The sequence below is a fragment of the Actinacidiphila sp. DG2A-62 genome (assembly GCF_035825295.1).
Taxonomy (GTDB): Bacteria; Actinomycetota; Actinomycetes; order Streptomycetales; family Streptomycetaceae; genus Actinacidiphila.
The window spans coordinates 4,855,631-4,869,398 of the sequence record NZ_JAYMGI010000002.1 but is presented as its reverse complement, the minus strand read 5'-3'; the positions used below and the strand labels follow the sequence as shown (position 1 = coordinate 4,869,398).

The 13,768-nt window shown below is 75.5% G+C and carries 10 protein-coding genes and 1 pseudogene; 10 read left to right on the top strand and 1 reads right to left on the bottom strand.

The window, feature by feature from the left end:
- Positions 1–158: 158 nt before the first annotated feature.
- A complete protein-coding gene (locus VSR01_RS21765) occupies positions 159–1,145 on the bottom strand; it encodes an alpha/beta hydrolase (RefSeq protein ID WP_442785513.1) in 987 nt (328 codons plus the stop codon).
- Between the two features lie 229 nt (positions 1,146–1,374).
- On the opposite strand from VSR01_RS21765, the gene VSR01_RS21760 reads away from it, so the two are divergent.
- The 10 genes and pseudogenes from VSR01_RS21760 to VSR01_RS21715 all read left to right on the top strand — a co-directional run bounded on the left by VSR01_RS21760 (position 1,375) and on the right by VSR01_RS21715 (position 13,672).
- Positions 1,375–2,172 (top strand): response regulator transcription factor, encoded by a 798-nt coding sequence (locus VSR01_RS21760; RefSeq protein ID WP_326450851.1) that lies wholly within the window; start codon positions 1,375–1,377, stop codon positions 2,170–2,172.
- Between the two features lie 51 nt (positions 2,173–2,223).
- Entirely contained in the window at positions 2,224–3,246 is a 1,023-nt protein-coding gene (locus VSR01_RS21755) for a LacI family DNA-binding transcriptional regulator (RefSeq protein WP_326450850.1), read from the top strand.
- A 192-nt stretch (positions 3,247–3,438) separates the two neighbouring features.
- Positions 3,439–4,647, top strand: coding sequence for a S1C family serine protease (locus tag VSR01_RS21750; protein WP_326450849.1), 1,209 nt, complete (start codon positions 3,439–3,441; stop codon positions 4,645–4,647).
- Between the two features lie 121 nt (positions 4,648–4,768).
- Positions 4,769–5,512: a response regulator transcription factor gene (locus VSR01_RS21745; protein WP_326450848.1), complete on the top strand. Its 744-nt coding sequence runs from the start codon at positions 4,769–4,771 to the stop codon at positions 5,510–5,512.
- On the top strand, positions 5,509–6,924 hold the full coding sequence (locus VSR01_RS21740) for a sensor histidine kinase (protein WP_326450847.1): 1,416 nt from the start codon (positions 5,509–5,511) through the stop codon (positions 6,922–6,924). The genes VSR01_RS21745 and VSR01_RS21740 overlap by 4 nt, the downstream gene beginning before the upstream one ends.
- A 259-nt stretch (positions 6,925–7,183) precedes the next feature.
- Positions 7,184–8,392, top strand: a complete 1,209-nt coding sequence (locus tag VSR01_RS21735) for an MFS transporter (RefSeq protein WP_326450846.1) — start codon at positions 7,184–7,186, stop codon at positions 8,390–8,392.
- Positions 8,389–9,324: a mycothiol synthase gene (gene mshD, locus VSR01_RS21730; protein WP_326450845.1), complete on the top strand. Its 936-nt coding sequence runs from the start codon at positions 8,389–8,391 to the stop codon at positions 9,322–9,324. The genes VSR01_RS21735 and mshD overlap by 4 nt, the downstream gene beginning before the upstream one ends.
- A 239-nt stretch (positions 9,325–9,563) precedes the next feature.
- Positions 9,564–11,815, top strand: a pseudogene (locus tag VSR01_RS21725) (RNA degradosome polyphosphate kinase).
- A 148-nt stretch (positions 11,816–11,963) separates the two neighbouring features.
- Positions 11,964–13,223: a CHAD domain-containing protein gene (locus VSR01_RS21720; protein ID WP_442785696.1), complete on the top strand. Its 1,260-nt coding sequence runs from the start codon at positions 11,964–11,966 to the stop codon at positions 13,221–13,223.
- Positions 13,220–13,672 (top strand): NUDIX hydrolase, encoded by a 453-nt coding sequence (locus tag VSR01_RS21715; RefSeq protein WP_326450843.1) that lies wholly within the window; start codon positions 13,220–13,222, stop codon positions 13,670–13,672. Before VSR01_RS21720 ends, VSR01_RS21715 begins: the two co-directional genes overlap by 4 nt.
- The last annotated feature ends 96 nt before the right edge of the window (positions 13,673–13,768 follow it).

The following is a 13,768-nucleotide window of genomic DNA, read 5'->3' as shown; positions in this document are numbered from 1 at the left end:
GGCTCCGTCCCTCGTGCTGCGTCGTGCTGGCGTGCTGCGTGCGTCGTACGTGCTGACGTCGTGCCTGTTACTGCGTACCGCGTCGTGCCGCGGGTGGGGCCGTGCGCGGCGCCGTCCGCCGGTGCGCGGGGCGGGCCCGTGCGGCGGGCCGGCGGGGCTCATGCGTCGTGCCGGCGTCCATCATGGCAAACGCGGGCGGCCAGCCAGTCCCCGATCCGGGCGAGCAGCGCGGCGTCCGCGGCGTTCTCCGCGTGGCCGAAGCCGGGCTCGATCCACAGCTCGGCGCCGCCCGGGCCGGCCGCCTCGGCCAGCGACAGCGGGTGGTCCAGCGGGAAGTAGGCGTCCCGGTCGCCGTGCACGATCAGCAGCGGGGTGGGCGGCACGGCCGGGACCGACTCGACCGGCGAGGCCGGCACCGGGTCCCAGTCGCGGGGGTGGATGCGGGTCCGCAGGCCGAGCCGGGTCACCAGCCGGCCGGACGGCCGGGTCACCGCCCAGTGCAGCCGGCGCATGGGCGCGGTGCCGCGGTAGTACCAGCGCGCGGGCGAGCTGACCGCGACCACGGCGTCCACCGGCAGCAGTCCGCCCGCGCCGGGGTGCTGCGCGCGCGCCGCCGCGTTGGCCGCGCCCGCGTGCCGCAGCACCACCGACCCGCCCATCGAGAAGCCGAGCGCGGCCACCCGCGCGTACCCCAGCGACCGCGCCCAGCGCACCGCCGCGTCCAGGTCCAGGACCTCCAGGTCGCCGACCGTCGAGCGGCCGCCGGAGCGGCCGTGGCCGCGGAAGGAGAAGGTGACCACCCCGCCGTACCGGCTCAGGTCGCGGGCCGCGCGGCGCACCGCGGGCCGGGCCAGCGCGCCGCTGAAGCCGTGCGCGATGACGATCGCGAGCCCGTCCGCGCCCGACCCGCCGGGCCCACCGGCTTCACCGGATTCACCGGATTCACCGGGCCCACCGGCTTCACCGGATTCAGCGGACCCACCGGATTCACCGGGCCCACCCGTACGGCTGATTCCCGCGGTCCCCGGCAGGTGTTCGGCTTCGACCGCCACGCCGTCCGCCGTCAACAGAATCGCCCGGTCGCCACCCGATGTGATCACAGGGACACGTATACGATCGTCCGCGGTCTCGGCATGGCTGTCCATGTGGGCTATTGTTCCCTTCAAGAGGACCTGGGCAATGTCGCCCCCGGGTCCTTTCGTGCTTTCCGGCACAGGCGCGTCGCCTCGCACGGACCGACAAGGGGTTCACTTTGAGCCAGTTCGAGACCGCTACGACCACGACGACCGAAACGAGCCCGGCGCCAGCGTCGACGACGACGCCCGCGGCGCCGGCACCGCGTCCTGGCCGGACGACGACCGACGGGAGCGCCCGGTGAGTTCACTCCTTCTTCTGACCAACGCCCTCCAGCCGTCCACCGAGGTGCTGCCCGCGCTCGGGCTGCTGCTGCACAACGTCCGGGTGGCGCCCGCCGAGGGCCCCGCCCTGGTCGACACCCCGGGCGCCGACGTCATACTGATCGACGGCCGCCGCGACCTGCCGCAGGTGCGAAGCCTGTGCCAGCTGCTGCGCTCCACCGGCCCCGGCTGCCCGCTGGTGCTGGTGGTCACCGAGGGCGGCCTGGCCGCGGTCACCGCGGACTGGGGCATCGACGACGTCCTGCTGGACACCGCGGGCCCGGCCGAGGTCGAGGCCCGGCTGCGGCTGGCGATGGGCCGCCAGCAGATCACCGCGGACGACAGCCCGATGGAGATCCGCAACGGCGACCTGTCGGTGGACGAGGCCACCTACAGCGCCAAGCTCAAGGGCCGGGTGCTCGACCTGACCTTCAAGGAGTTCGAGCTGCTGAAGTACCTGGCGCAGCACCCCGGCCGGGTGTTCACCCGGGCCCAGCTGCTCCAGGAGGTGTGGGGCTACGACTACTTCGGCGGCACCCGCACCGTGGACGTCCACGTGCGGCGGCTGCGGGCCAAGCTCGGCGTGGAGCACGAGTCGCTGATCGGCACCGTGCGCAACGTCGGCTACCGGTTCGTGACGCCGGAGAAGGTCGAGCGGGCCGCCGAGGAGGCCGCCAGGAGCGAGGCCGCGCAGGGCCGTGCCCAGGGCGCCGCCGCGAGCCCCGCCGCCGGCGCCGCACCCGACCCCGCGGAGCAGGCGGAACAGACCGTATGACGATCCCACGATCCATGTGACGGGGCGGTACACCCGCGTAGACTGCGCGACGTGCCCAAGGTGACGCGCGACGACGTGGCCAGGCTTGCGGGGACCTCGACCGCGGTCGTCAGCTACGTCATCAACAACGGACCCCGGCCGGTCGCCCCGGCCACCCGCGAGCGTGTCCTCGCGGCCATCAAGCAGCTCGGCTACCGCCCGGACCGCGTGGCCCAGGCGATGGCCAGCCGGCGGACCGACCTGATCGGCCTGATCGTGCCGGACGCGCGGCAGCCGTTCTTCGCGGAGATGGCGCACGCCGTGGAGCAGGCCGCGTCCGAGCGCGGCAAGATGGTGCTGGTCGGCAACTCCGACTACCTCGACGAGCGCGAGGTGCACTACCTGCGGGCGTTCCTCGGCATGCGGGTGTCCGGGCTGATCCTGATCAGCCAGGGGCCGAGCGAGAACGCGGCCACCGAGATCGAGGCGTGGGACGCCCGGGTGGTGCTGCTGCACGAGCGGCCCGAGGCCATCGACGACATCGCCGTGGTCACCGACGACATCGGCGGCGCCCAGTTGGCCACCCGGCACCTGCTGGAGCACGGCCACCCGTACGTGGCCTGCCTCGGCGGCATCGAGAAGACGCCGGTGGTCGGCGACCCGGTGACCGACCACGTGGTCGGCTGGCAGCGGGCCATGCAGGAGGCCGGGCGGTCCACCGAGGGCCGCCTCTTCCAGGCCCCGTACAACCGCTACGACGCCTACCGGGTCGCGCTGGAGCTGCTGGCCGGCCCGGACCGGCCGCCGGCCATCTTCTGCGCCACCGACGACCAGGCGATCGGGGTGCTGCGGGCGGCCCGCGAGCTGCGCATCGACGTGCCCGGCGAGCTGGCGGTGGCCGGGTTCGACGACGTGAAGGAGGCGGCGCTCGCCGATCCGCCGCTGACCACGGTCGCCTCGGACCGGCAGGCGATGGCCCGGGCCGCGGTCGACGCGGTGCTGGACGACTCGCTGCGGGTGCCCGGTGCGCGCCGCGAGCGGCTGCGGCAGTTCCCGTCCCGGCTGGTGGTCAGGGCGTCCTGCGGCTGCGGCTGACCAGCGGCTTGCGCCCGCGGCCGACCGCCCCTGGCGTTCACCCGAACGGCGGTCCCGTGCGCGGGCGTTGGGGCCGCGTAAGGAACGGCCCCGCTGACCAGGGATCTTCCTTATATCGGGCATACCTCCTTCTGTCGGGCTTCTCAGTGTGCGCTCAGGAAGCTCTCATGAAACGGCCGCACAGTCATAGACATGACCGAGAGCAGCCACCTTCCCCAGGACCCCCAGGACCCGCAGGACCCCCAGGACCCCCGGACCGCCGGGCCGTCCGCGCAGAGCCCGCACCCGGCGCACGGCACGCACCCGGGGCACGGCACGCACCCGGGGCAGGCCCCGGAGTCCTCGCAGCAGCCCCCGCTCGCCTACCCGCCCGCGCCCTACGGCGCCGCCGCCCCGCCGCCGCCCCCGTACGACCCGGCGCAGCCGCGGCCCGCCGGGTTCGGCGCCGGGCCGGTGCCCGCCCCCACCCCGCACGCGCGGCGCAGGGCCCGCCGGCCGGTCGCGGTGTTCGCCGCGGTGGCCGTGGCGGCCGGCGTCATCGGCGGCGGCGCGGGCGCCCTGATCGGCAACGCCACCGACCACTCGACCAGCGCCGCCGCGACGAGCGGCGCCAACAGCGCCGTCAACGCCTCCGCCAAGCTGGACGGCACGGTCGCGAGCGTGGTCAAGGCCGTCGACCCGAGCGTGGTGGAGATCAACGCGACCTCCGCCGACGGCAAGTCCACCGGCTCCGGCGTCATCATCACCGGCGACGGCCAGATCGTCACCAACAACCACGTGATCGCGGGCGCCTCGCAGATCTCCGTGACGTACACCAACGGCAAGACCGCGACCGCGAGCCTGGTCGGCGCGGACCCGCAGAAGGACCTCGCGCTGATCAAGGTGCGGGGCGCCAGTGGGCTGGCCGCGGCGACGCTCGGCGACTCCAGCACGGTCGCGGTCGGCGACCAGGTCGTGGCCATCGGCTCCCCCGAGGGCCTGAGCAACACCGTCACCAGCGGCATCGTCTCGGCGCTGGACCGCGACGTGACCGTGCCGGTCGAGGACGGCCAGAGCCCGCAGGACCAGAGCGGCGGCTTCGGCGGCTTCGGGAGCGGCGGCAGCGACGGCCGCTGGCCGTTCTCCTTCGGCGGCAACCAGTACAACGGCTCCACCGGCAGCTCCACCACCACCTACAAGGCGATCCAGACCGACGCCTCGCTCAACCCCGGCAACTCCGGCGGCGCGCTGATCAACATGAGCGGCCAGATCGTCGGCATCAACGCGGCGATGTACTCCTCGTCCTCCGACACCAGCAGCGACTCCTCCAGCGCCGGCAGCGTGGGCCTCGGCTTCGCGATCCCGATCAACACCGTGAAGGCGGACCTGGCGAACCTGCGGGCCGGCGGCTCGAACAGCTGACGCGTGAGACGCTGGGACCACCCCGCAAGACCCCCGGCCGGCCCCGGCCCACCGCGGCCGACCCCGGGCCGGCCCCGGCCGATCCACCGACGACACGAGCGACAGACGAGGCAGACCGACCATGAGTCCCGGCGACAGCGGCGAGGCGCCCGCCCGCATCCTGATCGTGGACGACGAGCCCGCGGTGCGCGAGGCGCTGCGCCGCACCCTGGTCTTCGAGGGCTACGACACCGCGCTGGCCGCCGACGGCCTCGCCGCGCTGGAGCAGACGGACGCCTACCGGCCGGACGCGATCGTGCTCGACGTGCTGATGCCGCGGATGGACGGCCTGACCACCGCCCGGCGGCTGCGGCAGTCGGGCGTGACCACGCCGATCCTGATGCTCACCGCGCGCGACACCGTCGGCGACCGCGTCACCGGGCTCGACGCGGGGGCGGACGACTACCTGGTCAAGCCGTTCGAACTGGACGAGCTGCTGGCCCGGCTGCGCGCGCTGCTGCGGCGCAGCTCCTACGCCTCCGGCGCCGGCCGGGCGGGCGCGGAGGACAGCCACATCCTGGCCTTCGCCGACCTGCGGATGGACACCAGCACGCGCGAGGTGACCCGGGCCGGCCGCCCGGTGGAGCTGACCCGCACCGAGTACACCCTGCTGGAGCTGTTCCTGACCCACCCGCGGCAGGTGCTCACCCGCGAGCAGATCCTCAAGGCCGTGTGGGGCTTCGACTTCGAGCCGTCCTCCAACTCCCTCGACGTGTACGTGATGTACCTGCGCCGCAAGACCGAGGGCGGCGGCCTGCCGCGGGTCGTGCACACGGTGCGGGGGGTGGGGTACGTGCTGCGCGCCCCCGACGGCGGTCACGCGTGAACCGCCTGCCGCTGCGCTCGCGTCTGGCGATCCTCACCGCGGCCGCGGTGGCGGTCGCGGTCGCCGCGGCGGCACTGGCGTGCTGGCTGATCACCCGCGACCAGCTGAACTCCCAGCTCGACGCCTCGCTGAGCCAAGCACAGGCGGACGCCGTCAAGCAGCTGCCGCACCCGGTCGGGAACATCCGCTGCGACCAGGGCCCGCCTGCCGACCGGGGGCAGTACGGCGTCAATCCGTCGAACGTCACCGCGCAGATCGTCCTCGCCGACGGCACCACCTGCTGGCTCAGCGGCTCGGGGACCTTCCGCACGACCGACGAGGACAAGGAGGTCGCCGGCACCGCGCCCGGCGGACCGCAGATCTCGGTGACCCACACGGTCCGGCAGGGCGACCGCGGCCTGCGGGTGCGCACCACCTCCATCCCGTACATCGTCGGCGGACAGACCTCGGCGCTCTCGGTCGCCCGCCCGACCAGCGACGTGACCGGGCCGCTGACGAAGCTGGCCTGGCTGCTGCTGGCGGTCGCCGGCGCGGGCGTCCTGGGCGCGGCGACCGTGGGCACGCTCGTCGCCCGGGCCGGGCTGCGGCCGGTGGACCGGCTGACCGGGACGGTCGAGCACATCGCCCGCACCGAGGACCTGAGCGTGCGCATCCCGGTCGAGGGACAGGACGAGATCGCCCGGCTGAGCGAGTCGTTCAACGCGATGACCGGCGCGCTGGCGTCCTCCCGCGAGCGCCAGCAGCAGCTGATCGCCGACGCCGGGCACGAGCTGCGCACCCCGCTGACCTCGCTGCGGACCAACATCGAGCTGCTGGAGCGCAGCGAGGCGACCGGGCGGGCGCTGCCGCCGGAGGACCGCCGGGCGCTGCTGGCGTCGGTGAAGGCGCAGGTGACCGAGCTGGCGCTGCTGATCGGCGACCTCCAGGAGCTGTCCCGGCCGGACGCGGCGTCGCCCGCGCTGGAGGTGGTGCCGCTGCACGAGGTGACGGAGACGGCGCTGCGCCGGGCCCGGCTGCGCGGCCCCGACCTGAAGATCGTCGCGGACGTGGCGCCGTGGTTCGTGCGCGGCGAGGGCGCCGCGCTGGAGCGGGCCATCGTCAATCTGATGGACAACGCGGTGAAGTTCAGCCCGGCCGGCGGCGCGATCGAGGTGCGGCTGCACGGCGGCACGCTGACCGTGCGCGACCACGGCCCGGGCATCGCCGCCGAGGAACTGCCGCACGTCTTCGAGCGGTTCTGGCGCTCGCCCTCGGCGCGCAGCCTGCCCGGCAGCGGGCTGGGCCTGTCGATCGTCGCGCGCACCGTGCAGCAGTCCGGCGGCGAGGTCTCGCTGACCCGCGCGGCCGGCGGCGGCACCCTGGCCACGCTCACCCTGCCCGGCGCGCCGACCGCGCCGCCCGACCTCCCCTGAGCGCGGACGGCCCGGCATGCTCCCCAACATCCTCGTCGCGGTCGTCCTGGTGGCCGTGCTGCTGCTGATCCGCCTCATCGGGCCGCGCTGACCCCCTCTCCCGCGGCGCTCCCCCAAGGCCCGCACCCGTGCGGCCGGGCCGTACAGTGTCTCATGATACGGAACACTGCGTCTCATCCATCGGATTCGGCGGATACTTGGCACCACCATGGACCGGGCCGCGCGCACGTGGCCCTGGGGATCGGGAGGTGCGGAGCCGGTGCTGCGTTGGGTGATGCTGGCGTTGGGGACCGCGGCGCAGACCGCGGCGTGCGCGTTCGTCTACGGGGTGCCGTACCTCGCCGACGAGCTGCGCGGCAGGGAGGCGCTGTCGCTCACGCAGGTGGGCCTGCTGGTGGCCTGCCCGACCACCGGTCTGGTGCTCGCGCTCTACCTGTGGGGGGCCGCCGCCGACCGGTGGGGCGAGCGGGTGGTCATCGCGCTGGGCCTGGGCGCCGCGGCGGCGGCGCTGGCCGCGGCGGCCTGGTGGGCGCACGGCATGGCCGCGCTCGGCCTGCTGCTGGTGCTCGCCGGGGCCGCGGGCGCGTCGGTGTACTCGGCCAGCGGACGGCTGGTAATGGGCTGGTTCTCCGCCCGCGAGCGCGGCCTGGCGATGGGCATCCGGCAGACGTCGACGCCGCTGGGCATGGGCGTGGCCGCGCTGGCCATGCCGCCGCTGGCCGCGCACCACGGCCTGGGCGGCGCGTTCGGCTTCCTGGCCGTGGTGTGCGCGGTGATCGCCGCGCTGATCGCGCTGTTCGCCGCCGATCCCGCCAGGCCGCCGGCCCGCGGCGCGGAGCCGGCCCCGAACCCGTACCGCGGGTCGACGGTGCTGTGGCGCATCCACGGCTCGGCCGCGCTGCTGGTGGTCCCGCAGTTCACCGCGGGGGCCTTCGCGCTGGTGCTGCTGACCGACGTACGGCACTGGTCGCCGGTGCACGCCGGGCAGCTCATCGCGGTCGCGCAGGGACTCGGCGCGCTGTCGCGGATCGCGGTCGGCCGCTGGTCGGACCGGGTCGGCCACCGGCTGCGGCCGATGCGGCAGCTCGCCGCCGCCACCGCCGTCCTGGTCGCGGCGACGGCGCTGACCACCGCGTTCCCCTCGCCGTTGACGGCGGTCTTCCTGGTCGCCGCGATCGCGCTGACCTCCAGCACCAACGGCCTGTCCTTCACCTCCACCGCCGAGCACGCCGGGCCCGCCTGGTCCGGCCGGGCGCTCGGCGTCCACAACACCGGGCAGAACCTCACCGCCGCGCTGGTGCCGCCGGCGATGGCCGCGGTGATCTCGGCGACCGCATACTGGCCGGGCTTCGCCCTGGCCGCGGCGACGGCGTGCGTGTCGGCCGCGCTCATCCCGGTGACACCGCCCGCGGCCCCGGCTCAGGCCGCCGCCGCGGGCGCGGGGCCGGGCCGTACGATCTCGGCATGAGCGACCGGCGGATCGAGGAACTGACCGAACTGACCGCGGCCGACGCCGCCGCGGTGACCGACCTGATCCAGGCCGCCGCCGCGGCCGACGGCCAGCCCGCCATCTCCGAGCAGGGCCGGCTGCGGCTGCGCCCGGGCAGCCGCGAGGGCGTGCGGCACGTGCTGCTCTTCGCCCCCGGCGCGGCCGGGGACGCGGGAGGCCGCGGCGAGCTGGCCGGGTACGGGCAGATCGACGGCACCGACCCGGTCGAGGCGCCCGCCGCGGAGTTCGTGGTGCACCCCGGGCACCGGCTGCGCGGGCACGGGCGGGCGCTCGGCCGGGAACTGCTCGCGGCCACCGGCAAGCGGCTGCGGGTGTGGGCGCACGGCGGCCACCCGGCGGCCCGCCACCTGGCCGTACGGCTCGGCCTGGAGCTCTTCCGCGAGCTGCGGCAGCTGCGCCGCCCGCTGGACGCCGGACTCACCGGGCTGTCCGAGCCGCGGCTGCCCGAGGGGGTGACGGTGCGGACCTTCGTCCCCGGGCAGGACGAGCAGGCGTGGCTCGCGCTCAACGCGGCGGCGTTCGCGCACCACCCCGAGCAGGGCTCGATGACGCTGCGGGACCTGCTGGACCGCGAGGGCGAGCCGTGGTTCGACCCGGCGGGCTTCTTCCTCGCCGAGCGCGGCGGGGCGCTGGTCGGCTTCCATTGGACGAAGGTGCACCAGCCGCAGGGGCTGGGCGAGGTCTACGTGGTCGGCGTGGCGCCGGCGGAGCAGGGCGGCGGCCTGGGCGGCGCGCTCACCGCCATCGGGCTGCGCCACCTCGCGCGCGACCGCGGGCTGCGCACGGCGATGCTCTACGTCGACGCCGACAACGTCCCGGCGGTCACCGTCTACGAGCGGCTCGGCTTCACCACCCACGAGACCGACCTCATGTACCGCACGGAGACCTGACGCCGGGCGTCGAGCCCCCCGGGGGCGTGCTGGACGCCGTACGTCCATGCCGTCGTTACCAACGGTTCAACCGACCTTGCGACCATCGCAGGATGCAGCCCGCCGCCCCTACCCCCACGCACCCGCCCGACCTGCCGAAACCTCCCGTGAGACGGGACAATGGACGCACGGCCGGACGCCGTCGCGCGGCCGCCGGCCGGATGCTGTGTGTGTCGGAGCCGGAGGAGGGCGCGTAGACCATGGCCCAGACGAACCACCCGGGCGTGCCCGTCCAGCCCCCGCACCCCGCGCCCGAAGCAGGCCGGGCCCTCGCGCGCGGCGACGCGGGCGAGGAGCCCGAGGGCGCCTTCCGGCCGCGGGTCGTGCCCGACCTGGAGCCCGAGCCGCCGGCGCTGGACCAGGCCGGCGAGGAGTTCGGCGAGGAACTGCCGCAGGGCCGCTTCCTGGACCGCGAGCGCAGCTGGCTGGCGTTCAACGAGCGCGTGCTGGAACTGGCCGAGGACCCCAGCACGCCGCTGCTGGAGCGCGCCAACTTCCTGGCGATATTCGCCAGCAACCTGGACGAGTTCTTCATGGTCCGGGTCGCGGGCCTCAAGCGCCGCATGGCCACCGGCGTGGCCACCCGGTCCGCCTCCGGCCTGCAGCCGCGGGACGTGCTGGACGGCATCCTGACCCGCTCGCGCGAGCTCATGGCCCGGCACGCCGCCTGCTTCCAGGGCGAGGTCGCGCCGCAGCTGGCCGACGAGGGCATCCACGTCATCCGCTGGGGCGAGCTGACCGGCAAGGAGCAGGCACGGCTGGCGACGCTGTTCCGCCAGCAGATCTTCCCGGTCCTCACTCCTTTGGCGGTGGACCCGGCACATCCCTTCCCGTACATCTCCGGCCTGTCGCTGAACCTCGCGGTCGTGGTGCGCAACCCCGTCTCCGGGCACGAGCACTTCGCCCGGGTGAAGGTCCCGCCGATCCTGTCGCGCTTCCTGGAGGCCGGCCCGCAGCGCTACGTCCCGCTGGAGGACGTGATCGCCGCGCACCTGGACGAGCTGTTCCCCGGCATGGAGGTGCTCGACCACCACATGTTCCGCGTCACCCGGAACGAGGACCTGGAGGTCGAGGAGGACGACGCGGAGAACCTGCTGCAGGCGCTGGAGCGCGAGCTGATGCGCCGCCGCTTCGGCCCGCCGGTGCGGCTGGAGGTCGAGGAGTCCATCGCGCCGCGGGTGCTGGACCTGCTGGTGCGCGAGCTGAAGATGAAGGCGGACGAGGTCTACCCGCTGCCCGGCCCGCTGGACCTGACCGGGCTGTTCGCCATCGCCCGCCTGGACCGCCCGGAGCTGAAGTTCCCCGCGTTCATCGCCGGCACCCACCGCGACCTGGCCGAGGTGGAGTCCGCGACCGCGCCGGACATCTTCGCCGCGATGCGCGAGCGGGACATCCTGCTGCACCACCCGTACGACTCCTTCTCCACCTCCGTGCAGGCGTTCCTGGACCAGGCGGCCGCGGACCCGGACGTGCTGGCGATCAAGCAGACGCTGTACCGCACCTCCGGCGACTCGCCGATCGTCGACGCGCTGATCGACGCCGCCGAGGCCGGCAAGCAGGTGCTGGTGCTGGTCGAGATCAAGGCGCGCTTCGACGAGCAGGCCAACATCAAGTGGGCCCGCAAGCTGGAGGAGGCCGGCTGCCACGTCGTCTACGGCCTGGTGGGCCTGAAGACGCACTGCAAGCTGTCGCTGGTGGTCCGCCAGGAGGGCGACACGCTGCGCCGCTACAGCCACGTGGGCACCGGCAACTACCACCCGAAGACCGCGCGGCTGTACGAGGACCTGGGCCTGCTCACCGCCGACCAGCAGGTCGGCGCCGACCTCTCGCACCTGTTCAACCGGCTGTCCGGCTACTCCCGGCGCGAGGCGTACAACCGGCTGCTGGTCGCGCCGCGCAGCCTGCGCGACGGGCTGATCTCGCGGATCATGGCCGAGATCCAGCACCACCGGGCCGGCCCGCGTACGTGCGGATCAAGGTCAACTCGATCGTCGACGAGGCGGTGGTGGACGCCCTCTACCGCGCCTCGCAGGCCGGGGTGCCGGTGGACATCTGGGTGCGCGGCATCTGCGCGGTGCGCCCGGGCGTGCCGGGCCTGTCGGAGCACATCAGGGTGCGCAGCGTCCTCGGCAGGTTCCTGGAGCACTCGCGGGTGTTCGTGTTCGGCAACGGCGGCGAGCCCGAGGTGTGGCTGGGCAGCGCCGACATGATGCACCGCAACCTCGACCGCCGGATCGAGGCGCTGGTCCGGGTCGCCGACCCGGCGCACCGCTCGACCCTCAACCGCCTGCTGGAGACCGGGATGTCGGACACCACGTCCTCCTGGCACCTGGCGGCCGACGGGGACTGGACCCGGCACAGCACGGACGCCGACGGGCGGCCGCTGCGCAACGTGCAGGAGATGCTGATCGACGCCCGGAGGCGCCGGCGTGGCCCGTCAGCAGCGACATGACACGGCCGGTGCGGGGACCGCGGTCCCCGCACCGCAGATCCGCGACCGGAGCGGCCGTCCCGGCCGGCCGGGCACGACGAGCACCCGCGGCGGCCGTCGCCCCGCGGACGACGGGGACACGGGGAGCGCAGCAGTGGTGAACCGCGACATGGCCGACGACGGCCCGCCGCCGGGCCTCCTCCGCCCGCCGCACCCCGACCCGGGCGCGGCCCCGGGCGCCCACGGCACGGGCGGCACCGGGGCTACGGGCGGCACCGGGGCTACGGGCGACACGGGGGCTACGGGCGACAGGAGCGGTGGCGCGGGCGACGCGGGCCGCGCCCCCGGCGGCGCGGACCCGGGCTCCGGGGCGGCCGGCGACGTGCTCGGCGCGTACCTGCGCGGCCAGGCCACCGCCTTCCTGCGGGCCCTGGGCCTGCGCGCCGAGGCCGACGGCCAGGCGGAGCCGCAGCTGGCCCGGAGCGCCCGGCGGCTGTCCGGGGCGCTGCGCACGTACGCGCCGCTGGTGGACGAGGCGTGGGCCGAGCCGCTGCGCACCGAGCTGGGCTGGCTGGCCGCGACGCTGGGCCGCGAGCCGGAGTACACCGGCCGGCTCGACCGGCTGCTGGAGGCGCTGCGCCGGCTGTCCGCGGCCGACGAGCCGCCGGCGCTGGGCGCGGCGCGGGCCGCCGCGCTGCTGGAGCGGCAGCTCACCTTGGCCCGGACCCGCGCGCACTCCGCGACGCTGCAGGCGATGGGCTCCTCCCGCTTCCACGCGCTGGCCGACGCCGTCGCGGTGCTCGCCTCCGAGGTGCCGCTGGCGCCGGCCGCCGCGCGGCCCGCCGCCGACGCGCTGCCGCCGCTGGCCGCCGCGGCGCACGCCCGGCTCGCCGACGCCGCCGCCGCGCTGCCGCTGCACCGCGCCGGGCACCCGTACAACGCCGAGGCGGTGCAGGCCGCGCTCGGCGCGGACCTGGCCGCCGACCTCCAGGACGCGCCCTGGCACCAGGTGCGGGTGCTGCTGCGGCTGGCCCGCTACGCCGCCGAGGTGCCGGGCGCGGCAACTGGTGACGCGTCGCGCCTGGCCGAGGCGTCGGCGCTGCTGTCGCGGCACTACGAGGCGGCCGAGTGCGCCTCGGCGGTGGCCGCCGCGGCGCGCACCCCGCGGATCGCCCCGGCGACCGCGTACGCGCTGGGGGTGCTCCACGCCGACCAGCGGCACGAGGTGGAGGCCGCGCGCTTCGCCTTCTCCCGGCTGTGGCAGCCGCTCCCGGAGGCCGGCGAGCGTGCCGAGGACGACCGCGCCGAGGACGACCCCGCCGAGGGCGGCCGGCCCGAGGCGGGCGACCGGGCCCAGGCGGCCGTCCGCCGAGGGAGCGCGGCCGGACCCGCGCCGCAGCCCGCCGTGCCGGGGGCCAGGGCCCGGTGACCTCCGCGCACCCGGGCCCCGGACCGGAGCCGCACGACCTGGTGCGCGCGGCCGGCACCGTGCTGTGGCGCCGCTCCGCGGCCGGCCGCGGCGTCGAGATCGCCCTGGTGCACCGGCCGCGCTACGACGACTGGAGCCTTCCCAAGGGCAAGCTGAAGCGTGGCGAGGACTTCGCCGCGGCGGCGCGGCGCGAGACCTGGGAGGAGACCGGCATGGAGTGCGTGCTCGGCCAGGAGCTGACCACGATCCGCTACCGCGTCGAGGGCCGTCCCAAGGTCGTCCGCTACTGGGCCGCCGAGGCGGTCGGCGGCGACTTCACGCCCTCGCGCGAGGTGGACCGGATAGCCTGGCTGCCGCTCGCCACCGCGCGCCTGCGCCTGACCCACGACCGGGACCGCCCGGTGCTGGACGCGGCGCCGCCGCTCGGGCCCGAGGGCCCGGCCGCGTAAGGCGGGCCGGGCGGGCCGGGCGCGCGGCCACGGAGGGCGTCCGGGCTCCGTACGGCGGGCGCGTCGACGCGCGTAGCGCCGGGCCGGCTGCGCGAC